Origin of the sequence: Sorangium sp. So ce836 (genome assembly GCF_028553905.1) — a bacterium.
Classification (GTDB): domain Bacteria; phylum Myxococcota_A; class Polyangia; order Polyangiales; family Polyangiaceae; genus Sorangium; species Sorangium cellulosum_D.
The window spans coordinates 592,851-614,006 of sequence record NZ_CP102233.1 but is presented as its reverse complement, the minus strand read 5'-3'; the positions used below and the strand labels follow the sequence as shown (position 1 = coordinate 614,006).

Below are 21,156 nucleotides of genomic sequence, written 5' to 3'. Positions count from 1 at the left end.
TCCTGGTCCCAGCCGTCAACGAACGCAGGTGAACGGGGTCGCCGCGGCCGCGGCGCTGCGCCCCGGCCAGCGCTCACCCCATCGTTCCTCCGCCGCCGTCGTCGCCTCCATCAGCAGCAGCACGTGAAGGGGTACTCTGCTCCCGTGGCGTTGTACACGGCGAGCGCGACGGGCTCGGCGCTCTCGTCGCTCGGCGCCGTGGGCAGGTAGAGCGTGAGCGCGTGCGGTCGAGAAAAGGTCCAGTACGACTGGCCCTTCGACGGCGGGTCGCTCGACGCGTCAGGCTTTGTCCATCGGGCCCCGTCGTCGTTCATGACGCAGAGGTTCATGTTCCAGGGCAGCCTGTAGCCGCGGATGGTCCTCAGCGCCGCGGCGCAGTCGATCAGGAGCATCTGCTTGAAGTCGTCGCTGGCCCAGGCCTTGGCGATCGCCGCGAGCAGCACGACCTTGAACGCCTCGAACCCCTGGTCGGCCGGGACGAAACCGCCGATCGGGGTGCCGCTCTGAGAGCCGAGCGCCGGCGTGATGAGGATTGGCTTCTTCCCGGCCGGACCGTACTCCGTCCCCCAGTCGTCGTCGAACAGCGACGCGCGCTGGCCGTAATAGTCCGCGAGCGCCATGGCTCGTTCGGCGGCTCCCGCGGACGGGGCCGTGAGCGGCAGGTACATCGTCAACGTGTCGAGCAGGTTCTTCGACCAGACCCACTCATCGCCGATCCACTCGAACCGCCCCGGGGGAAGCCCGTCGCCCGTGGTGTCGCCGGGCCGCGCGGACCGCCCGGCGCTCACGATGTGGAGGGTGCATGCGTTCTGCCACGAGCCCCAGTCGAAGCCGAAGTAATCGAGCAGCGTGCCGGTGGGGCTCTCGATGAGCTTGTCCTCGAAAGCGGGCTCGGCCCACGCCTTCGCGATCGCGCGCAGGTAGGTCGTGCGAAACTCCATCAACTTGTTCATGCTCATCCATCGCCTCCTTCGTTGCTGTCGATCTGGATCGCTCGCAGGCCAGGGTGAAGCCCGAGCAGCTCGTCGAGCCGCGCTCTTCGTCGCTCGTCGCCCCAGGAACGCTCGAGCAGCTCGAGCGTCGCCAGCGCCTCGACCCTCGGCATGGCGAAGCGCCGCGCGAGGAGGGCCGCTCGCTCCAGCGAGGTCCGCACGCCTTCGGCCGCAGGGTCTTGCCGCGCCGCGACCATGGCCCGGCGGAGGTGGAGCTCGGGCTCGTAGAAATGCTCGTCGCTCTCACGACACATGGCGAGACAGCGGTCGATGCGCTCGATGGCCGCGGTGAGCTCGCCGCGCGCCGCATGGGTATCGGCGACAAGAGAGGCGTAGTACGAGAGGCCGAGCTTGCACCCGAGGTCCAAGAGGACGCCCACCATGGCCCCGGGGCGCTCCTCGTCGCCAGCCGCCCAGCCGTGGAGGATCACCCCGTATCCTTCGTAGGCGGGTAGCCCGTATTTCCCGCTCAGGGCGAGGAGCTCTCCGGCCATGGCGGCGACCGCGCGCCGATCGCCGGCGAGCTGGCGGACCATCGCTCCGTACATCAGACAGAGGGCGATCGAGGGCACGTGGCCGACCTCTCGAGCCCACTCGAGGGCGCTCGCGATGAGCGCGAAGGCAGCGTCGGTGTCGCCGGAGAACCAGCGGAGCAGGGCCACGAACGACCTCGCCAGGACGAGCGAGTCCAGCCCGAAGCGCGCCCCGTGATCCCGGTGAAGGTCGGGATCGTAGAGCTCGACGGCGCGCTCGACGGCGCGCCTCGCGTCCGCGTGGTCGCCATCCATGAACAGGGCGAGGCCGTGGAGCGCCGCGGCGGCAGCGCGGAGCCCCTGGTCGCCGGAGCGCTCGGCGATGACGACCAGCCCTTCGGCCAGCGCGCGCGCCGCTCGGCGGTTGCTCGCCACGTGATGGTAGGTGAACAGGAACCACAGCGTCGGCACCCTGTGCTCGCTGTCCTGATCGAGCCGCTGCAACAGGCTGGCCGAGCGATCGGCGGTCGCCTTGACCTGCGGATCGGCCCAGCCTCGGGTCGCCATGAGGGCCTGGGTCGAGACGCCGTTCGCGGCCAGCTCCGCCTCGACCCCTTCCGCGCCTGGCAGGGCGCCGGCCCACGCCGCGGCGTTGGACGCGTGCGCGATGGCCTCGGCGTAGGCCGAGCGCTGCAGCGCCTGCTCCGCGGCCCGCTGCGCGTACCCGACCGCCCGCCCCTCCTGCTCCGCCGCCGCGTGATGGTGCGCGAGCAGATCCGGCCGCGTCCGGACCACCTCCGGGAACCCCTCCTCCAGCGTCTTCGCGATGCGCGCGTGGATCCGCTGCCGCGCGCCGGTCGACAGCGACTCGTACGCCGCGTCGCGCACCAGCGCGTGCTTGAACATCCCCACCGCCTCCTTGCCCCGCCGCCTGCGCAGCGCGAGCCCCGCGCCCATCAGGCGCTCCAGGTCCTCCGCCACCGCCTCCGGTCCGAGCGGGCTCGCGGCCGAGAGCACCTTGAGGCTGAACTCCCGGCCCAGCGCCGCCGCGAGCTGGGCCGTCCGCTTGGCGCGCGCGAGCCGATCCAGGCGCGCCGTGAGCAGCGCCCGCAGCGTCCCCGGGATCGCCGCGCCCGAGAGCGGCCGGGTGAGCTCGTAACCGTCGTCCCGCTCCACCAGGAGCAGCGCGTCGAGCATCATCCGGAGCAGCTCCTCCGCGAAGAGCGGCACCCCGTCCGCGCGGTCCGTCACCTGCTCGATCACGGCGGGAGGCAGCGCCTTGTGGCCCACGAGCCCGGCGAGCATCTCCTCCATCTGCGGGCGCTCCAGGCGGCTCAGCGGGAGCAGCAGCACGTCGGCCGTCGAGAACGACGGTGAGAACTCGGGGCGAGCCGTCATGAGGACGCACATGGGGACCTCGGGCGCCTCGCGAACGAGCTGCGCGAGGAACTCCATCGTGGTGGGGTCGGCCCAATGCAAGTCTTCGGCCAGCAGGAGGACGGGCCGCCGGTCGGCCATCGCGAGGAGCAGCGACGCGACCGCCTTGAGCGTCAGCGCCTTCTGCCGCTGCGCCGAGACGTCGAGCGGGGCGTACGGCTCGCCGAGGGGCAGGGAGAAGAGCGGCACGAAGAGCGGCATGGCCTCGGCGAGCGCGAGGCCGTGGCCGGTGAGCTCCCCCTCGAGCCGCGCGATCTTGCTGTCCGCGTCGGGCTCCTGGTCGAGCCCGAGCGCGCGCTCGAGGAGCTCGATCAGCGGGCGGAGAGGGCTGTTCTGCGTGTCGGGCGAGCACCGCGCCTCCAGGAAGGTGTGGTCCTCGCGCGCGACCCGATGGAGCAGCGCGCGCGCCAGGCAGCTCTTGCCGATGCCGGGCTCGCCGGTGATGAGGCTCGACTGGCCGGCCCCCTCGCACGCGCGGCGCCACCGCTCCACGAGGAGCCCGAGCTCTTGATCCCGGCCGCAGAGCGGCGCCCTCGAGCCGTCGGGGGTCGGCGACCTCGACGCCTCGCCGTGCTCCTGCCGGAGGCGGAAGGTCTCCACCGGCGCCGCGATCCCCTGCAAGGAGCGGATCCCTTCGCTCTCGAGCTCGAAGGAGGCGCGCAGCAGCGCGTGCGACGCGGCGCTGACCGTGACGGCTCCCGGCCGCGTCAGCGAGGCGAGCCGCGCGGCGAGCCGCGGGGTCGCGCCGGTGACGAGGCACGCGCCGTCGAGGTCCCCCAGGTTCCCGTCGACGACCAGGCCGGTGTGGAGGCCGACGCTCGCCGCGATCCGGACGCCCTGCGCGGCGCTCGGCGGGTCCTCGGTCTGCTCGGTAAGCACGGCGCTGGCCATCGCCAGCGCCGCGCGGGCAGCGCGCTTGGCGTCGTCCTCCGCCGCGCTGGGGTAGCCGAAGTAGACAAGCAGATCGTCGCCGAGCGCCGCGGCCACGTACCCCCCGTGCCGGCGCCCGATATCCGCGCAGAGGGCGAGCGCCGCGCGCAGCGGATCGTCCAGCGCCTCGGCGTCGGCGGCCTGCCCGGCGGCGGCGCGCGCCCTCAGGTGACAGCAGAGCGCCGTCAGCTGCCGGCGCTCGCCGTCGAGCGCGGGCGCCCTCCGTCGGTCGAGCGGCGCGGCGACCGTCGCGGCCGCGGCGAGCGACCGCGTGGGGGCGCCGGACGAGGGGCCGCCGGCGCCGAGCATCGCCTCGCGCGACAGGCCGCGCAGGCTGCAGGCCTCGAGCGCCGCGAAGAGCCCGCGGGCGGTGACGTCGCGCGCGCCTTCGTCCTTGCGGAGCGCGCGGGCGAGCAGGTCGCCGAGGGGGTGGCGCTCGAGCGCGGCGGGGAGCGGGACGGGCTCGGGGCCGAGCAGCCGATAGAAGATCTCCGCGTCCGTGCCGCCGTACGCCGGCGTGCCCGTCAGGCACTCGAGGAACACGAGGCCCCACGAGAACAGATCCGCGCGCGGCGAAGGCTCGGCGCCGCGCCACTGCTCCGGCGCCCCGTAGCCCGGCGTGCCCAGCGCGTCGTGGCTGCCGGTCAGGCGCGTGGATCGCTCGTCGTCGAGCGCGGCGCCGATCCCGAAGTCGAGCACCAGCGCGTTGCGGCGGGCGCCCGTGGGGATCACCATGATGTTGCTGGGCTTGAGGTCGCGGTGGACCACGCCCGCCGCGTGGGCGCAGGCGAGGGCGTCGAGCACCTGCAGCATCAGGTGCCGCGCCTCGGGCGGCGCGAGCGCGCCCTCTCGCTCGAGCAGCGCGGCGAGGTCGTCGCCGGGCGCGAAGGCGAACGCGGTGTAGAGGGTCCCGTCCTCGATCTGCCCCGAATCGACGAGCTGGACGATGTTGGGGTGGTGAAGCTGGGCGCAGAGCCGCGTCTCGCGCAGGAAGCGCGTGACCCGCCTGTCGGCCTGCGCGGCGCCGCCCTGCTCGGCGAGGCGCAGGATCTTCAAGGCGATCGGCTGCCCGGTGGTGAGCTGGCGGGCCTTGTGCACCACGCCGAAGCCGCCCTCGCCGAGCTTGGCCAGGACCTCGTAACGCCCAGCGAACGTGGTGCCCGGCGCGAGGGCGGCATCGTTTGCGACGTGGCGCTGCATGCTCGAGCTCCTGGTCGCCGGAGGCGCTCGGAGCGCGCCGGCACCTCTCCGTCAGGGCTCCCTGTCGGCGTCGAGCACCGCCAGGAGATCCGGATCGACCTCGCCCCCGAGCACGTCCAGGACCTCGCGCACCCGCGAGAGCTCGCGGCGCAGCGCCCGGTGGTGGTTGCGGTTCTTGAGCAGCGGCTCCTGGCCGAGCAGCGTGAAGGCGTCGTCGCGGTTGCCCGTCCGCTGCACCGCCGCGCCCAGGACCATGCCCCGGAAGGCGTCGGTCAGCTCGAGCGGGAGCGGGGCGCCGCCGCCCCGGCGTCGCTCGGCCTCGCTCACGAAGCTGAGCGCCGCCCGCCAGAGCAGCTTGACCAGCGCGCTCGGCTCGGCGTCGCCGTCGAAGGTGAGCGCGCGCTCGACGTGGCGCCGCTGGATCACGAGATCGCCCCCCAGGCCGCTCTGCCCCGCGAGCTGGAGCGCGTAGGCGCGCCGGACGATGTTGTCGAGCTGCCGCAGGTTGCCCGGCCACGGCGCGGACACGAGCAGCTTCATGGCCTCGGGCTCGAAGCGCGCCGCGCCCTTGCCGTCGGCCTCCCGATGGCGCCGGTTCAGCATGTAATCGGCCCAGCGCGGGAGCTCGTCGAGCCGCTCGGCGAGCGGGAGCAGCCGCACCGGCAGGACGTTGATGCGGTAGTACAGGTCCTCGCGGAAGCGGCCGGCGCGCACGGCGGCGCGCAGATCGGCGTTGGTGCCGACGAGGAGGCGCGCGTCGGCGCGGCGCTCCCCCGCCCCGTCGTCGCCCAGCATCCGGTAGGCGCGCTCCTCGATGAAGCGCAGGAGGCCCGCCTGGGCCTTGAGCGAGAGCTTGTCGATCTCGTCGAGGAAGAGCGTGCCCTTCGCGGCGCGGGCGACCGCGCCCGGGTTGTCCTTGACCGCGCCGGTGAAGGCGCCCCGCCTCCAGCCGAACAGCTCGGCCATCTGCAGGTCCTCGGGCACGCCGAGGAGGTCCAGCGACTCGAAGGGCTGGCCCCGTCGCTGCGAGTGCTCGTGGCACCAGCGCGCGAGCCTGGATTTGCCGGCGCCGGTCGGGCCGGTGATGAGAATGGTGTCGTCCCGTGGGGCGAAGGCGCGGAGCAGCTCGACGAGGTGCGCGGTGCTCTGACCGACGACCGGCAGGAACTCGTCCGGGCTCGCCGGCTCGTCCGAGCGGAGCGGCAGCGCGCGGGCGGCGATGAACGCCCCGGCGATGCTGGCGAGGATCTCCAGCCCCTCGTAGCACTCCGCCCAGGGGATCTCCCGTCCGACGGTCCCTTTGCAGCTCGCTTCGAGGGTGATCATGCCGTCGACGCTGCCGCCGGGCGCGCGCAGCGGGACGACGTGCACGTGGGTCGCGTCGCGATCGAGCATGCGCTGGCGCGTGGCGTCGCCGGGCACGCCGGCCGCCTCCGACGGGTCGCGGAGCTCGATCGCCCCGTCCCGCATCCAGGAGCGGACCGAGGCGCGCTGGACGTCGATCGAGACCGAACAGCGGTGCTGCTCGATCCAGCTCCAGACGCTGCCGGAGGTGAGGTAGCCGGTGCCCTCGATGCGCGCGCCGCTCACGCGGTCGATGCCGAAGAGGCGCTGGTAGCTGCCCTCGGGGCGGAGGTGGACGACGCCGCGCAGGATCCGGGCGCGGCTGGCGAGCGGGCCGTCGGCGAGCGCCTCCTCGACGCAGGCGAACATGGCCTGGAGGACCGCCGTGGCCGCTTCGTCGAAGTACGTGGCCGACACGAGGCGGGGGACGAGCGAGGTGAAGATCTCGTCACGGGATACGGTCACGGTGGGCAGCAGGTAAGCAGGATAACGGGGGCGGGTCCAGTGGAACGACCAGGCTGGCGTCCCGCCCGGACGCGGCGCGTCCGGGCGGGACGCGAGCCCCCCTCCCGGCTCGGAGGCCAGGGGAGCGCCACCTGGCAGCTCGCGCGCGATAACGTGCTGCGCTGCCTGTAGGTCGAGCTGCGTCGTGGACCAGGAGAGACGCCTCCGAACGCCCACAGGAGCCGTGCCATCATGTTCTCACGCCGCTCCGCGCGGAGGACGCGTGTGGCAGCAGGGCGCCGCCGGCGGTCCAGCGCGCCGGTGGACCGAGCCCGCGCGGCGGTGGTAGGAGAAGCCATGGCGAAGAGGCGCGCAGCATGGATGTGGGCGGCGTGGACGCTCACAGCCGGCGGGTGCACCGCCCTCGTGGGGCTGGATGAGCGCTACCACCTGGTGGAAGGGGCGGGCGGCGCGGCCGGCGCGACGGGCGGCGGGTCGTCCGCCTCGGCCACGGACGGCGCGGGGGCCGGCGGGGGCGATGTCGCCGTCCCCACCGACCTCGATCTGATCGACGACATGGAAGACGGCGACGGCACCATCACAGAGACGGGTGGCAGGCTCGGCCACTGGTACAGCTACAATGATGGGACAGGCACGCAATCTCCCCCGGTCTACACGGAGGAGGTGCCCGTCGGGTTCGTCCCCGAGGCGCTCATGCCGCCGCGCGGCGAGAGCACGATGGCGATGCACACGTTCGGGTCCGGCTTCACGGAGTGGGGCGCCGGGGTCGGCTTCGCGCTGAACGGCGAGGACATGCAGGTGTTCCCCTACGACGCGTCCGCGTACGCCGGTATCGCCTTCTGGGCCAAGCTCGGCGACCCGGACGCGGAGGCGACCATGAAGGTCAGCGTCTCGGACAGGGTCTCGGAGCCCGCGGGCGGGATCTGCGATGAAGCGGCGGGCTCGGGCGAGCCCAACCGGTGCTTCGATCACTGGTTCTACACCGCGCACCTCGGCACGGAGTGGGCTCAGGTCGTCATCCCCTTCGAGGAGCTCACGCGCGAAGGCTGGGGCGCCGAGCCCGACGCCCAGGCCGTCGACGTCGCGGGGCTCTACGTGATCGAGTTCCGGTTCGCGCAGGACGAGGATTTCGACGTCTACGTCGACGACGTCAGCTTCTACAGGTGATCGCCTGAGTCAGCGCCTCGACGCGTGGGACCGCCGTCCTCGGCGCGCTACATGCGAATCAGCGGCTGCCCCGCGAGCGCCATGAGGAAGAGCCCCAGCGCGACGGCGCCGTAGACGACGCCGAACGCGATGACCCATCGCACCGCCCGCCGCGTGCGCGACGCCGACCCCGACGCCCGCGCCGACAGCCAGGCTCCGAACAGCGGGACGGCTTGCAGCCCGTGCATCCCGAAGAAGTGCGCCGCGCGCAGGTCGCCGCCTCGCGTGCTCCAGTCGACGAGGGGGAGCCCGGGCCCGCCGTCCGCGACGCCGACGCTGTGCGCGTTATGCTCCGACATGAAGCCGCCTTCCGCGCACGCCAGCAGAAACAGGAGGAAACCCAGCCGGATGCCCCAGAGATAGGGCGCGGGCAGCGGAGGCCGCGTCGTCCAGAACCTGGACGCGAGGTACGCCGCGAGCCCCGTGTTCACCAGGATGGCGATGCCCATGAGCGCGAACACCGCCCCGTCGAACAGCGACGATTGATTGAAGTGCGACGCCACGCCCCGCCCCGCCTGCATGGCGATCGCGACCATCTCGAAGCTCACCGTCGCCACCGTGCCCCAGACGACGGCACGCCGGCCTCTCGGCGGGAGCGCGACATCGCCGACGAGCCAGTTGATCGTCAGCAGGTAGATGGCGATCGAGGCGGCGAATTTCGCCGGTTTGATCCACGGGTTCACCCCCATCACGAGGCGCGCGTCGAGCGGGGCGACGCCGAGCAGCAGGACGAGCAGCGCCACGTGGACGGCGGCCGCCGTGAACAAGACCGGGCTTCGCCGGAGGAGCTCCTCGATCGAGCGAGGGAGCTCACGCGAGGCGTGCAGCGATCGCGCGCTCATCTCAGGCCTCCTCGGCGCGGCGGCTCGCCGAGATCGCGCCGTGGGCGTGCGCCGAGCGCTCGGCCACGGCGCGGACGGCGAGGTAGAGCGCGAACCCCATCGGGCCGAGCATGAGCGTCAGGTAGAGCACGGGGGCCATGAGCCAGGGCGAGATCTCGCGATCGCGGCTGTCGAGGTACACCCACCGTCCCACGAAGAGATCGAAGGCGAGGAAGTGGACCCAGCCGATGGTGGCGCCGGCCGGCGAGCCGAGCAGCGAGGCGACCGCCGCGAGGCTCGGTCGGTTGACGATCGGCAGCACCTCGCCGATGGCCGGGAGGACGAGCGCCGTATAGAGCAGCGCCGGCGCGACGATCACGAGCGGCGACTCCATGATCCTCCGCGTCCAGCGAGATCGGGGCAGAAAGATCATCAAGGCCCAGAACGGCAGTACGAGGAAGCCACTCAGACCAAAGACTCGATCCATCACATCCTCCATCGACGGAAAGTAACGTCGAAATCATTAGTAACAGTGTTAACTTTGCTAAAAAAAAGAGAGCGGTCAGGGGCGCAGGCCTCGAATCATCATCTTCATGGCGATCCCCATGGTCCGATCGACGTCATCGGGGCTGAAGCGGCCGCCGTTGGCCAGGCCGAGGGAGGTGATCCCGTGGACCAGGGCCCAGACCACCTGGCTGTGGACCTCCACGTCGCCGCGCTGCATCAGGCCGGCATCCATCGCGGACGCGACCGCTTTTTGCAGCACATCGAACGACCCGACCATCGGCTGCCGCTGCTCCTTCCGCCGGTCGAAGACGAAGTCGAACCGCTGCATGAACATCAGCCGGTAGTGCACCGGGTTCTGCATGCCGAACCGAACGTACGCGGCGCCGAGCGCCTCGAGCCGCTCGAGCGGGTCCGCCGTGCTCTCGGCCGCCGCGACGAGCGCCCGCTGGAACTCGGTGAAGCCCTCGTGGACGATGGCGAACAGGAGATCGTCCTTGTCCTCGTAATAGCGGTAGATCGTCGTCGCCGAGTAGCCGATGCGCTCGGCCACCTGGCGCATCGAGAACGCCTCGTACCCCTGCTCCAGAAACAGCTCGCCCGCCGCCGCCAGGATCGCGCCCCGCAGGTTCTCTCTCTGCTGCTCGCGACGCTGCAGGCTCGACGCCTGCAGGCGCTCCGCCTGGGTCGTGCCGCCGGCCTTCGTGGTCTTCATGCGCGTGCTCGCCATGTCCGCGTCGTCGGGTCGCCGGGCGGCGCCGTGGATCCCGTCGCCGTCCGTCGTCAGTCGTCCATTCGTAACAGTGTTACTTTGTATAACGTCGTAACCGTCCGCCGTCCAGGATTTTCTCGTGGCCGCGCGCCGCAGGCGCGCCGCCCCCTCGGAAGAGACCGGGCGACGCCGGCGCGACCGGAGGCTCCACGATGCACCCTGGCCCTCCGTGCTTCACGGCGCTCGTCGGCATGACCCTCATGGTTTGTAGAACGAGGGGTCAAACGCCTGCCCGAGCAGCGATTTGCCGATCGTCGAAAGGATATGATCGTCGTTGTCGTGCCGCAGGTAGAACGTGAGATCGCGGAGGATGCGCTCGACGGGGCTCGGGCGAATCAGCGAGCGAGCGCCGCAGGCGCGGATGGCGTGGTCCACCGTCTCCGCCGCGAGGTGCTCGATGACGTGCCGCGCACGAACCCCTGCGAGCTGCGCCTCGGCGTGGCGCGCCTCATCCCAGAGCGAGGCGACGTGGCGGAGCCAGAGCTGCGCGGAGTCGAGGTTCACCGCCATGCGCGCGACGCGCTGCTGCACATAGGGATCGCCCCCCTTGCCTTGCGACGCGATGCACTCCATCGCGTAGTCATAGGCCGCCTCCGCCGCGCCGAGGAAGCTCGACGCGTAATGGGGCGTGAACGCCGTCTGCCACCCCTCGCGGAGATACTGCCCCGGCGCCCCGATCAGGTTCTCCTCCGGGATGAACGTGCGGTCGAACTCGACGAGGTGGCTCACGGTCGCCCGCATGCCAACAGGATCCCACCACGAGCCGTCGAAGGTGACCGAGCGATCGCTGAGCTCGCACGCGAGCAGGAGCAGCGTCTCCGGCGAGCCCTGCGCGTGCCTCGCGCCGCCGGGCCCAGCGCTGTTCACGAGCAGGATCGCCCACTCGACCCCGCCCGCGCTCGTCGAGAAGACCTTGGAGCCGTCGACGACCCACCCGCCCGGGGCGCGCTCGACGCGGGTGCCGAACCGCGCCTTCTCTCCGGGGGCCGGAGATTGCGGCTCGCCGCTCCACGCGACCCATTTCTCGCCTCGGCGCACGACCCCCTCGAACCATCGATCCTTCTGGGCGAGGTTCGCCATCGCGTCGAGCAGCACCATCGAGTTCGCGTGGCCCTCCCAGCAGCGCGCGAGCGACAGATCGGCCTTCGCGAGCTCCTTGGTCATCATCCACAGGGTGAGCGCGTCGCCGCCGCGCGGCCCGAGCCCGAGCCCACCGTGCCCCGCCGGCACGGCCGCCGCGAGCAGGCCTTCGCGGAACAGATCCTCGAAATCCTCCGCCGGGAACGCCGCCGCGCGGTCATAGCGCGCCGCGCGCGGAGCGAAGCGCGCGCTGGCGAGGGTGTGGACGCGATCGACGATCGCCTGCCTTTCCGGGGAGAGCTTGAAAATCGACATCTCGCCTCTCCTCTCTCCTCCTCACGCGGTCAGCTTCCGTCGCTCAGCTGGCCTGTCCGCACGCTCGTTGCCATGGCCGTCGAGCAGCTTGCGCGCCGCCCCGGCCGCCATGGGCCGCCCGGTCATCAGGTGGAACTGGCGGCGGGCCTCGACGAGGAGCACCTCCCGGCCATCGATCGCCGTATGACCGAGCGCCTCTGCAGCGTGAACGAGCGGCGTCGGCGCGGCTCGATACACCAGATCGATGACGAGCGCCCCCCTCGCGAGCCCTCGAACATCGAAGGGAAACTCGCCTCCGTGGCCCGCGCACGGCGTCGCGTTGACCACGATGGCGTAGTCGCCCGCCGCGAAGTCGGCGAGCGGCACGAAGGGCAGGCCCAGGAGGGACGACGCGAAGCGGGCACGCTCGAGGCCCCGGTTCACGAGCGTCACCTCCGCGCCGGCCCGATCGAAGGCCGCCGCCGCCGCGCGCCCCGCACCCCCGCAGCCGACGACGGCCACCCTGCGCCGCGCCACGTCGACCCTCCGCGCGCGCAGCGGCGAGAGGACGCCCTCTGGATCGGTCGTCGTCGCGAGCCAGGATCGACCTCGCTGGACGAGGAGGTTCGCCGCCCCCGCGCGCCGAGCGATGGGGCTCGCCACGGCCGCAGCCGCGAGCGCCGCCTCCTTGTGCGGAGAGGTGACCGTGAGCCCCTTCAAAGGCATCCCCAGCGCGGCCAGGCCAGCCCGGACCTCGGCCGACCAGAGATCTTCGAAGCGCTCCGCCGAGAAGGGCAGGTACAACGCCGGCACGCTGGCCGCGCGGTACGCGGCGTTGTGGAGCCTCGGGGACAGCGAGCGCGAGACGGTCGAGCCCACGACGCCGAACAGCTCGCGCACCGGCCCGAGCTCTGGCAGCCCGTAGTCGGCGACGAGCTGCGCCGCGCTGATCTCCCCAGCGCCCGGCTCCCGGAGCTCGACCGCGCCGAACGCGACAGGCGCGCCGAGGCGGGGGGCGAGGATGCTCGTCCACGTGCCCGCCTGGCCTGCGGCGAACGCCGTCAAGTCGCGCCGCCCGAGCTCCGCGAGGACCTCCAGCGCCGCGAGCGCCTCGGCCGTTCGCGTCACGGTCGGCACCATCCGATAGAGCCACGCCGCCGCGCGATCCAGCGCGCCGAGCTGACCGCGGTAGTCCCAGGGGCCCGCCGCGGCTCCGTGCCACGAGATCACGCGCCGCTCCGCCGGGATGCGCTCGAGGACGCGGGGCACCAGGTCCCGCTCCGCCTCGAGATCAACACGATCGTACTGCTCCGCCGCTGCGATCAGCCGCTCATGACGGGCCGCGAGCTCGCCGTCGAACGAGCCCCCCTCGCGGCGGCTCCGGAGGCTGTAGATGAGCTTTCCGGTGAAATGGCGGCGGAGGACGCCCGGATCGACGCCGCCCACCTGATCCGCGCGCACCTCCACGAAGCTCACCGCCTCCGGCAGCGCCGTGAGCTCCTCGCCGGAGAGCGAGGGTGGCCTCGTCAGCGTGGCGATCAGGGCGACTTCAAGCACGCCGGAGCTCCACGACACCTTTTCACTTTGCTTCGGCCCCTCCGCTTCACCCCGTTTCAGTTCACTCCCGCCCCATCCGCTTGCTCCCCAGGCACCTGACTCTCCCTCTCCATCGCTCTCCAGCGATCGCACGACGCCGGGCGGTCCAAGGTGAATGCACACCGTGTGCCAGGGCGCGTCAAATCCCATCGTGGCGAAGGTGCTCGCAAGCTTGCGCAGGTGGAGCGCGGGGGCTGCGCACGAGGACGTCGCGTCGCCGTGCCGGTGACCGAAGTGTACGCCGTCGGTCCTCGCGGGCGAGCTCCTCGATAGCTCCCTCGGCCAAAGCGACCTGGCGATCAGTCCGCTGTCATTCCGGAGGAGGCTATCATTCCGGAGGAGAAGGTCTCGTGGTTGCGCGTGCCCGGCTGCGGCGGGCTCAATGGTTCTCGACCGGCACGCCGGCCTTGAGCGCGGCTGCCTTCAGCGCCATCATTTCCTGCTGGGCGTCGGTGAGCTCCATGGAGTGGAAGCCGGACGAAGCCGTCGGGCCAATGTGGATCGGGGCGATCGCGGTCTCCACGACAGGGATGCCGTCGAGCCGGCGCTCGTCGGCGCGGGGCCTGGGCTCTCTGAGCACGGAGAGCAGGCTCGGAGACGCGGAGACCCGGGGGCTCAGCTCGCTCACACGGTCGGGCGCGAACAGATCGAGCGCGGTGCGCGCGATGCACGTGTGATCGAGTGTACCGTGGAAAGGCACGCCGCGCGGAGCCCAGGGCGAGACGACCAGGGCCGGCACGCGGACGCCGAGCGTATCGAACGGCCCCGCTTCATTGGCCGGCGGCGGGCGCACGTGGTCGTAGAACCCGCCATGCTCGTCGTAGGTCACCACCAGCACCGTGTGCGGCCAGGCCGGGCTCGCGATCAGGTGATTGTAGATGCGCGCGACAAGGTTCTGGCCGCGCGCCACGTCCGCGGGGGGATGGTCGTCGTTCGCCCAGTTCAGCAGCGCGTCCACGCCGACCAGCGTGAAATTCGGGTCGATCCACGAGACGCTGGGCAGCGTGCCTTGAAGGCAGGCCCTGTAAAACGAGGACACCTTCGCGATCGGCAGCCCGATGTGGCCCTTGTATTTCTCGACAGCGCGCAAGAACGCGACGTCGTGCGAATAGTAGCGCCACGAGTCGGCGGGCAACAGGTCGAAGAACGTCGCACGGTCGATCCACTTCCCGTTGCCCGTGATCCCCGCGCTGGTCCCGCACAGCGCGAAGAACCGGTTCGGCCACGTCGGGCCCGCGAACGAGGCGAACCACCGGTCACAAACGACGTACTGCCGCGCGAGGCTGTCGTACGTCAGCAGATCGCGCTGGTCGTACCAGCCCATGATCTCGGCGACGTGGCTGCTCGCGCTGTAGCCTTTGACGAAACCGTCCATCACGCCGCCGTTGATCTGCCTCACGACGTCCTCGCGGTGATGGTGCGGGAGGATCCGGACTCTCGTGCTCTCGAGATGATATCCCTTGATTGGCGTGCCATGCTCGTCCGAGTTCGTCGCGCCGTTCACTCCATCGACGTCCATGCCCGTGCCGCGCAGATAGCCCAGCATGTGATCGAAAGATCGGTTCTCGAGCATCACGATGACCAGATGGCGAATGTCTGCCATGCTCCACTGCTCGCTTTCCCGTGCGGCGCTGAGCTCCGTCGGCCGACACGGCCGCGCAGGGTCAGGTCCACGATGCTCGATTTGTCTATCAAAAGCTGCCAGTCACCGCCACGCGAAACGAGCTCCGTTCCCTGGCGCGACCGGGCTTAGCCATCGGATGATCCACGGGTTCACCCCCAGCGCGATGCGCGCGTCGAGCCGGGGCGAGGTACACCCACCGGCCGCTCCGCCGCCGAGCGCGCGGGGACGCCCGCGCGCCACAGGCGCATTGCGCCCACGGAACAGATCGGGCGACGCCGGCGTAGCCGGAGGCTGCACGATGCACCCTGGCGTTCGCCTCGCGATCGCTCTAGCTTCGCGCGCCCGCAGTCCCTGGCCGGATCGCCGGCGCACGAAACGAGGAGAGAACCCCCATGCGCGTCTACATCATCGGCGCGGGCCCGGGCGATCCCGGGCTCATCACGGTCCGCGGCGCCGAGCTCGTCGCCCGCTGCCCGGTCGTCATGTACACGGGCTCCCTCGTCCCGCGGGAGGTCGTGGCGTCCGCGCGGCCGGACGCCCGGGTCATCGACTCGTCCGGCATGACCCTCGACCAGATCGTGGAGGTCTTCGTCGAGGCCAGGGACGCGGGGCACGACGTGGCGCGCGTGCACACGGGCGATCCGGTCCTGTTCGGGTCGACGGCCGAGCAGATGCGCCGGCTGGAGGCGCTCGGGATCCCCTACGAGATCGTCCCCGGCGTCTCGTCGTTCACCGCCGCCGCCGCGGCGCTCGGGCGCGAGCTCACGCTGCCCGAGCTCTCGCAGACCGTGATCCTGACGCGCGCCGAGGGGCGCACGCCGGTGCCGCCCGCCGAGCGGCTCGAGGAGCTCGCGCGCCACCAGGCGACGCTCTGCCTGTTCCTCAGCATCACCCTGCTCAAGGACGTGACCGCGGCGCTCATCCCGTCCTACGGCGCCGACTGCCCGGTCGCCGTCGTGCACAAGGCGAGCTGCCCCGATCAGAAGATCGTGACGGGCACGCTCGCCGACATCCGGGAGAAGGTGCGGGCCGAGGGGATCAAGAGCCAGTCGATGATCCTCGTGGGCCGGGTGCTCACGTCCACCGATTTCGCCGACTCGCGGCTCTACGATCCGGAGTTCAGCCACCGCTTCCGCAAGGCCGAGAAGGCGCGCGCGCCCCGCTCGGCGGAGGAGGGCTCGTGAGCGCGGAGCAAGGGGCCGGGGCCGGCGCGGCGACGGCGGGGCGACGAGGGCTCGTCATCGTCTATACCGGCCACGGCAAGGGCAAGACGACGGCCGCGCTCGGGATGGTGTTCCGCGCGCTCGGCCGGGGCATGCGCGTCGCCGTGGTGCAGTTCATCAAGGGGAAGTGGAAGACGGGAGAGCGCCTGTTCGCCGAGACGCTCCCCGGGCTCACCTTCCTCGTGATGGGGCGCGGCTTCACCTGGGAGAGCGACGACCTCTCGCGCGACAAGGCGGCGGCGCGCGCGGCCTTCCAGGAGGCCGCGGCGCTCATCGGGGGCGGCGAGCAGGACATCGTGGTGCTCGACGAGATCACGTACGCGCTGCATTACGGCTTCATCGCCGAGGACGAGCTCCTCGCGGCGCTGCGCGCGAGGCCCCCGCACGTGCACGTCGTGATCACCGGCAGGAACGCCCCCGACGCGCTGGTCGCGCTCGCCGATCTGGTGACCGAGATGCGGCCGGTGAAGCACCCGTTCGAGCAGGGGATGAAGGCCCAGATCGGAGTCGATTTCTGATGTCCCCGGCCATCCCCCGGCTCGTCATCGCCGGCACGGCGAGCGGCGTCGGGAAGACGACCGCCACCGTGGCGATCGCGCGCGCGCTCCGCGCCCGCGGCCTCCGGGTCGCCCTGTTCAAGTGCGGCCCCGACTACCTCGATCCGACCTACCACGGCCGCGCGGTCGGCGGGACGTCGCATAACCTCGACGGCTGGATGATGGGCCGGGACGCGGTCCTGTCGACGTTCGCGGCGGAGGCCGCGGGCGCCGACGTGGCGCTGCTCGAGGGGGTGATGGGGCTGTTCGACGGGGCGAGCCCGACCGGGGAGGAGGGCTCGACGGCCGAGATCGCGAAGTGGCTCGAGGCGCCGGTCGCGCTCGTGGTCGACGCGTCCGGGATGGCCCGCAGCGTCGCGGCGCTGGTGCAGGGCTTCGCGGGCTTCGATCCGGCGCTCCGCGTCGCGGCGGTCGTGTGCAACCAGGTCGGCAGCCGGGGGCACCTCGACATCCTCCGACAGGCGCAGGCGCAGCGCTCGCCGCCGGTGATCGGCGGCCTGCCGCGGGACGAGGCGCAGCGCTTCCCGGAGCGCCACCTGGGCCTGCGGACGGCCGACGAGGCCGCGATCCCCGAGGAGCGCTTCGACCGCTGGGGCGCGCTGGCCGAGGCGTGGATCGGGCTCGACGCGCTGCTGGAGATCGCGCGCGGGGCGCCGGCCTTGCCGGCGGCCTCCGAGGCGAAGGCGGCGCAGGCCGCGCCGGCGGCCTCCGACGCGACGGCGGCGCCGGCCGGCGCCGGTGCCACCGCCGAGGCAGCGCCGCGCCGGGCGCGCATCGGCGTGGCGTTCGACGAGGCGTTCCACTTCTACTACGCGGACAACCTGCGCCGCCTGGAGGCGGCGGGGGCGGAGCTCGTGCGGTTCTCGCCGATCCGCGACGCGCGCTTGCCCGACGTCGACGCGCTCTACCTCGGCGGCGGCTACCCCGAGGCGCACGCGGAGCGCCTGACCGAGAACGCCGCCCTGCGCGCCGAGATCCGCGCGTTCGCCGGCCGCGGGGGCCCGATCTACGCCGAGTGCGGCGGGCTCATGTACCTGACCGAGGCGATCCGCACGCTGGACGGGCGCGCGCACCCCATGGTCGGGCTCGTGCCGGCCGAGGCCGTGATGTGCGAGAAGCTGCAGGCGCTCGGCTACGTCGAGGTCGAGACGCAGGCGCGCACGATCCTCGGCGGCGCGGGGCTGCGCTTCCGCGGGCACCAGTTCCGCTACTCGGAGCTCCGCCTCGCGGCGCACGCGTCGCCGCCGCCCTCGCCGGCCGCGCAGGCGCCCTCGCCGGCCGCGCAGGCGCCCTCGCCGGCCGCGCAGGCGCCCTTGCCGATCGAGCACGCCTACTCGGTGCGGCGCCGGCGCGGCGGCCAGGTCGCGCGCGAGGGCTACCGGGCGCAGAACGTCCTCGCCTCCTACGTGCACGCGCACTGGGCCTCGAACCCGCTCGTCCCGGAGGGGCTCGTGGCGAGCGCCGCCGCGCACCGGAAGGAGCGGGCGCGATGACCGGGCACGGCGCGGCGCCGCGGCGGGTCGCCCTCGTCGGCGGCGGCGTGCGCTCCGGCAAGAGCGCGTTCGCGCTGTCGCTCGGCCGCTCGCTCGGGGAGCGCCGCGCCTTCGTCGCGACCGCCGAGCCGTTCGACGACGAGATGCGCGCGCGCATCGACGCCCACGCCCGCGAGCGCGGCGCCGCGTTCGTCACCGTCGAGGAGCCGGTCGCGCTCCCGGAGCGCATCGCCTCGCTCACCGGCGTCGACGTGATCGTCGTCGACTGCCTCACCCTGTGGCTGTCGAACCTGCTGCTCCGCGACGAGACCGAGGGGCGCGCGCCCGAGCGGATCGAGGCGCGCATCGAGGCGCTCGCGGCCGCCGTCGAGTCGGCGGCGCCCCACGTCGTCCTCGTCTCGAACGAGGTGGGCATGGGCGTGGTCCCCGAGAGCCGGCTCGGCCGGGTCTTCCGCGACCTCGCCGGCCGCGCGCACCAGCGGCTCGGCCGCTCGGCGACCGAGCTCTACGTGGCCGTGATGGGCGCGATCCTGCGCCTGCGCCCCGGGCCGGTCGCGCTCGTCGGCGGCGAGGACGGGCGATGACGGCCCCCGCCGCGCTGCTCCTCGCGGTCGCGCTCGACCTCGCCTGCGGCGAGCCGCCCGCCGCCGTCCACCCGGTCGTGTGGATGGGCTCCGCCATCCACGCGCTGAAGCGCCGCGCGCCGCGGGGCGGCCGCGCGGCCGAGCTCCTCTTCGGCGCGCTCATGGCCCTCGCCGTGCCCTGCGTCTTCGCGGCGCTGGGCGCCTTCGCCGCCGCGCTGATCGCCCCGCACCCGGTCCTCGGCGCCGCTTTGTCAGGGCTCCTTCTGAAGCCCACCTTCGCCCTCCGCGCGCTCCGCGACGCGGCCTTCGGCGTGCGCGACGCCCTCGCGGCCGGCGACGTCCCCGCGGCGCGCGGCGCCCTGCGCAGCCTCTGCAGCCGCGACCCGTCGGAGCTCGACGAGCCCGCGCTGGTCGCCGCGTCGGTCGAGTCGGTCGCGGAGAACGCGTCGGACAGCTTCGTCGCGCCGCTCTTCTATTTCGCCCTCTTCGGGCTGCCGGGCGCGCTCTTCTACCGCGCCGTGAACACCCTCGACGCGATGATCGGCTACCACGGCCGCTACGAGTACCTCGGCAAGGCGTCGGCGCGGCTCGACGACGCGCTCAACTTCGTGCCGGCGCGGCTCACCGCGCTCCTGCTCCTCGCGGCCGGCTGGCTCCGCGGCGCCGACGCGCGCCGCGGCCTCCTGGTGCTCCGGCGCGACGGCGGCCGCACCGAGAGCCCGAACGCCGGCCGGCCGATGGCGGCGATGGCGGGGCTGCTCCGGGTCGAGCTCGAGAAGCGCGGCCATTACCGGCTCGGCGACGCGATCGAGCCGCTCCGGCGGGAGCTCATCGACGAGGCCTGCCGGATCGTGGCGCTCGCGGCGCTGCTCTTCGCCGGGCTCGCGGCGGCCGCGCTCGGGGCGACCTCCCTCGGACAGGAGCTTTGGCGATGACAGCGCTCACGGTGATGGTGCAGGGCACCGCGTCCTCGGTCGGCAAGAGCCTGCTCTGCACGGCGCTCTGCCGGATGTTCCAGCGGCGGGGGCTCCGGGTCGCGCCGTTCAAGTCGCAGAACATGGCGCTGAACTCGTTCGCGACGCTGGACGGCGGCGAGATCGGCCGGGCGCAGGCGGTGCAGGCCGAGGCGGCGCGCGTGCCGCCGACGGTCGACATGAACCCGGTGCTGCTCAAGCCGGAGGGCGACTCGCGCTCGCAGGTGGTCGTCCTCGGCAAGCCGATCGGGAGCCTGCACGCGCGCGACTACTTCGCGTACCGGGGGGAGCTCAAGGAGATCATCGCCCGCTCGCTCGGGCGGCTCCGGGAGGCGCACGACGTCGTGGTGATCGAGGGGGCGGGCAGCCCGGCGGAGATCAACCTGAAGGACCGCGACATCGTGAACATGCACGTCGCGCGCGTCGCCGACGCGCCGGTGCTCCTCGCGGGCGACATCGATCGCGGCGGGGTGTTCGCGGCGCTCGTCGGGACGATGGCGCTGCTCGAGCCCGACGAGCGGGCGCGCGTCGCGGCGTTCGTGATCAACAAGTTCCGCGGCGACCTCAAGCTGCTCGAGCCGGGGCTCGAGATGCTGACCGCGCGGACGGGCGTCCCGGTGCTCGGCGTGGTGCCGTATCTGAAGCAGCTGCGGATCGCGGACGAGGACTCGGTGTCGCTGGAGGGCCGGCGGCGGCGGGCGCCAGCGGGCCCGGGGCAGCTCGACATCGCGGTGGTCCGGCTGCCGCGGATATCGAATTACGACGACGTGGAGCCGCTGGAGCACGAGCGGGGCGTGGTGGTGCGGTTCATCGAGCGGCCGGACGAGATCGGCGGGGCGGATCTCGTGGTCCTCCCCGGGACGAAGAGCACGATGGCCGATCTCGCGTGGCTGCGCGAGAGCGGCCTGGCCGAGGCGGTGGCGGCGCGGGCCCGGCGGGGCGGGTGGACGCTCGGGATCTGCGGCGGCTGCCAGATGCTCGGCGGGGCGATCGAGGATCCGGAGGGCGTCGAGTCGGCCGAGCCGGCGGCGCGGGGGCTGGGGCTGCTCGACGTGTGGACGCGGTTCGAGCGGACCAAGACGACGGCGCAGGTGCGGGCGCGGATCGCGGGGAGGTCGTTCCTCGGCGCGGGGGGCGCTGGAGAGGGCGGGGAGGGAGAGAGCGGAGAGGGAGAGAGCGGAGAGGGAGAGAGCGGGGGAGCGGGAGCGCTGACCGGCTACGAGATCCACATGGGCCAGGTGGAGCGGGTGGGCGGCGCGCGCGCGGCGTTCGCGATCCGGTCGAGGAGCGGCCGGGCCGAGGCGGCGCTCGACGGGGCGGTGTCGGCGGACGGCGCGGTGGTGGGCACGATGATCCACGGGCTGTTCGAGAACGACGGGCTCCGGCGGTCGCTCCTCGCGGCCCTGCGCGCGCGGCGAGGGCTCCCCGCGCCCGCGGGGGAGGCGGCGATCCCGCGCCGGCACGAGGAGTACGACCGGCTCGCCACGGCGGTCGAGGCGAGCCTCGACCGGGGGCTGCTCGATCGGATCGTGGGGCTGGATCGGCGCTGAGGGGCGGTGGTGCGATCACGAGTCGCGGACAGCTAGC

Annotated in this window: 16 protein-coding genes; 7 read left to right on the top strand and 9 right to left on the bottom strand. The window is 72.6% G+C overall.

All coding sequences use genetic code 11. The features are described from left to right. Positions 1–110: 110 nt before the first annotated feature. The 3 genes from NQZ70_RS02310 to NQZ70_RS02300 are packed head-to-tail and all read right to left on the bottom strand — an operon-like array spanning position 111 to position 6,841. On the bottom strand, positions 111–959 hold the full coding sequence (locus NQZ70_RS02310; protein ID WP_129572763.1) for a BMA_0021/BMA_0022 family TOMM bacteriocin: 849 nt from the start codon (positions 957–959) through the stop codon (positions 111–113). Further along, positions 956–5,032 carry a TOMM system kinase/cyclase fusion protein gene (locus NQZ70_RS02305; protein WP_237244937.1) on the bottom strand — a complete coding sequence of 1,359 codons (4,077 nt, stop codon included), beginning with the start codon at positions 5,030–5,032 and terminating at the stop codon, positions 956–958. The genes NQZ70_RS02310 and NQZ70_RS02305 overlap by 4 nt, the downstream gene beginning before the upstream one ends. A gap of 51 nt (positions 5,033–5,083) precedes the next feature. Further along, positions 5,084–6,841 (bottom strand): sigma 54-interacting transcriptional regulator, encoded by a 1,758-nt coding sequence (locus NQZ70_RS02300; RefSeq protein WP_129572762.1) that lies wholly within the window; start codon positions 6,839–6,841, stop codon positions 5,084–5,086. Positions 6,842–7,177: 336 nt separating this feature from the next. Here NQZ70_RS02300 and NQZ70_RS02295 point away from each other — a divergent pair, with 336 nt between their 5' ends. Further along, on the top strand, positions 7,178–8,008 hold the full coding sequence (locus NQZ70_RS02295; protein ID WP_129572761.1) for a hypothetical protein: 831 nt from the start codon (positions 7,178–7,180) through the stop codon (positions 8,006–8,008). Between the two features lie 47 nt (positions 8,009–8,055). Here the strand turns inward: NQZ70_RS02295 and NQZ70_RS02290 are convergent, their stop codons facing one another. The 6 genes from NQZ70_RS02290 to NQZ70_RS02265 all read right to left on the bottom strand — a co-directional run bounded on the left by NQZ70_RS02290 (position 8,056) and on the right by NQZ70_RS02265 (position 14,717). Beyond that, positions 8,056–8,889, bottom strand: coding sequence for a hypothetical protein (locus tag NQZ70_RS02290; RefSeq protein WP_129572760.1), 834 nt, complete (start codon positions 8,887–8,889; stop codon positions 8,056–8,058). Between the two features lies 1 nt (position 8,890). After that, on the bottom strand, positions 8,891–9,355 hold the full coding sequence (locus NQZ70_RS02285; RefSeq protein ID WP_129572759.1) for an ABA4-like family protein: 465 nt from the start codon (positions 9,353–9,355) through the stop codon (positions 8,891–8,893). Between the two features lie 75 nt (positions 9,356–9,430). Further along, complete coding sequence (locus NQZ70_RS02280) at positions 9,431–10,087, bottom strand: TetR/AcrR family transcriptional regulator (protein ID WP_237244936.1); 657 nt, start codon at positions 10,085–10,087, stop codon at positions 9,431–9,433. A 255-nt stretch (positions 10,088–10,342) separates the two neighbouring features. Next, positions 10,343–11,539: an acyl-CoA dehydrogenase family protein gene (locus NQZ70_RS02275; protein WP_129572757.1), complete on the bottom strand. Its 1,197-nt coding sequence runs from the start codon at positions 11,537–11,539 to the stop codon at positions 10,343–10,345. 21 nt (positions 11,540–11,560) lie between these two features. Beyond that, entirely contained in the window at positions 11,561–13,075 is a 1,515-nt protein-coding gene (locus NQZ70_RS02270; protein WP_165373758.1) for a type I 3-dehydroquinate dehydratase, read from the bottom strand. A 418-nt stretch (positions 13,076–13,493) separates the two neighbouring features. Beyond that, complete coding sequence (locus NQZ70_RS02265) at positions 13,494–14,717, bottom strand: alkaline phosphatase family protein (RefSeq protein ID WP_129572755.1); 1,224 nt, start codon at positions 14,715–14,717, stop codon at positions 13,494–13,496. A 413-nt stretch (positions 14,718–15,130) separates the two neighbouring features. On the opposite strand from NQZ70_RS02265, the gene cobM reads away from it, so the two are divergent. Genes cobM through NQZ70_RS02235 form a run of 6 tightly spaced genes read left to right on the top strand, consistent with a single transcriptional unit; the run spans position 15,131 to position 21,119 of the window. After that, complete coding sequence (gene cobM / locus NQZ70_RS02260) at positions 15,131–15,922, top strand: precorrin-4 C(11)-methyltransferase (RefSeq protein WP_129572754.1); 792 nt, start codon at positions 15,131–15,133, stop codon at positions 15,920–15,922. Then, the gene (gene cobO, locus NQZ70_RS02255) at positions 15,919–16,479 is read left to right on the top strand and encodes a cob(I)yrinic acid a,c-diamide adenosyltransferase (protein ID WP_129572753.1); all 561 of its coding nucleotides are present in this window, start codon (positions 15,919–15,921) and stop codon (positions 16,477–16,479) included. The genes cobM and cobO overlap by 4 nt, the downstream gene beginning before the upstream one ends. After that, positions 16,479–18,011 carry a cobyrinate a,c-diamide synthase gene (locus NQZ70_RS02250; protein ID WP_129572752.1) on the top strand — a complete coding sequence of 511 codons (1,533 nt, stop codon included), beginning with the start codon at positions 16,479–16,481 and terminating at the stop codon, positions 18,009–18,011. Before cobO ends, NQZ70_RS02250 begins: the two co-directional genes overlap by 1 nt. Then, positions 18,008–18,595, top strand: a complete 588-nt coding sequence (gene cobU, locus NQZ70_RS02245; RefSeq protein WP_129572751.1) for a bifunctional adenosylcobinamide kinase/adenosylcobinamide-phosphate guanylyltransferase — start codon at positions 18,008–18,010, stop codon at positions 18,593–18,595. Before NQZ70_RS02250 ends, cobU begins: the two co-directional genes overlap by 4 nt. Beyond that, complete coding sequence (gene cbiB / locus NQZ70_RS02240; protein ID WP_129572750.1) at positions 18,592–19,530, top strand: adenosylcobinamide-phosphate synthase CbiB; 939 nt, start codon at positions 18,592–18,594, stop codon at positions 19,528–19,530. The genes cobU and cbiB overlap by 4 nt, the downstream gene beginning before the upstream one ends. After that, positions 19,527–21,119 (top strand): cobyric acid synthase, encoded by a 1,593-nt coding sequence (locus NQZ70_RS02235; protein ID WP_129572749.1) that lies wholly within the window; start codon positions 19,527–19,529, stop codon positions 21,117–21,119. The genes cbiB and NQZ70_RS02235 overlap by 4 nt, the downstream gene beginning before the upstream one ends. The last annotated feature ends 37 nt before the right edge of the window (positions 21,120–21,156 follow it).

Bases quoted from the DNA above. Each gene is read 5' to 3' on its own strand.
- NQZ70_RS02310 (WP_129572763.1), bottom strand. From the start codon at position 959: ATGAGCATGAACAAGTTGATGGAGTTTCGCACGACCTACCTGCGCGCG.
- NQZ70_RS02305 (WP_237244937.1), bottom strand. From the start codon at position 5,032: ATGCAGCGCCACGTCGCAAACGATGCCGCCCTCGCGCCGGGCACCACG.
- NQZ70_RS02295 (WP_129572761.1), top strand. From the start codon at position 7,178: ATGGCGAAGAGGCGCGCAGCATGGATGTGGGCGGCGTGGACGCTCACA.
- NQZ70_RS02290 (WP_129572760.1), bottom strand. From the start codon at position 8,889: ATGAGCGCGCGATCGCTGCACGCCTCGCGTGAGCTCCCTCGCTCGATC.
- NQZ70_RS02285 (WP_129572759.1), bottom strand. From the start codon at position 9,355: ATGGATCGAGTCTTTGGTCTGAGTGGCTTCCTCGTACTGCCGTTCTGG.
- NQZ70_RS02280 (WP_237244936.1), bottom strand. From the start codon at position 10,087: ATGAAGACCACGAAGGCCGGCGGCACGACCCAGGCGGAGCGCCTGCAG.
- NQZ70_RS02275 (WP_129572757.1), bottom strand. From the start codon at position 11,539: ATGTCGATTTTCAAGCTCTCCCCGGAAAGGCAGGCGATCGTCGATCGC.
- NQZ70_RS02265 (WP_129572755.1), bottom strand. From the start codon at position 14,717: ATGGCAGACATTCGCCATCTGGTCATCGTGATGCTCGAGAACCGATCT.
- cobM (WP_129572754.1), top strand. From the start codon at position 15,131: ATGCGCGTCTACATCATCGGCGCGGGCCCGGGCGATCCCGGGCTCATC.
- NQZ70_RS02250 (WP_129572752.1), top strand. From the start codon at position 16,479: ATGTCCCCGGCCATCCCCCGGCTCGTCATCGCCGGCACGGCGAGCGGC.
- cobU (WP_129572751.1), top strand. From the start codon at position 18,008: ATGACCGGGCACGGCGCGGCGCCGCGGCGGGTCGCCCTCGTCGGCGGC.
- cbiB (WP_129572750.1), top strand. From the start codon at position 18,592: ATGACGGCCCCCGCCGCGCTGCTCCTCGCGGTCGCGCTCGACCTCGCC.
- NQZ70_RS02235 (WP_129572749.1), top strand. From the start codon at position 19,527: ATGACAGCGCTCACGGTGATGGTGCAGGGCACCGCGTCCTCGGTCGGC.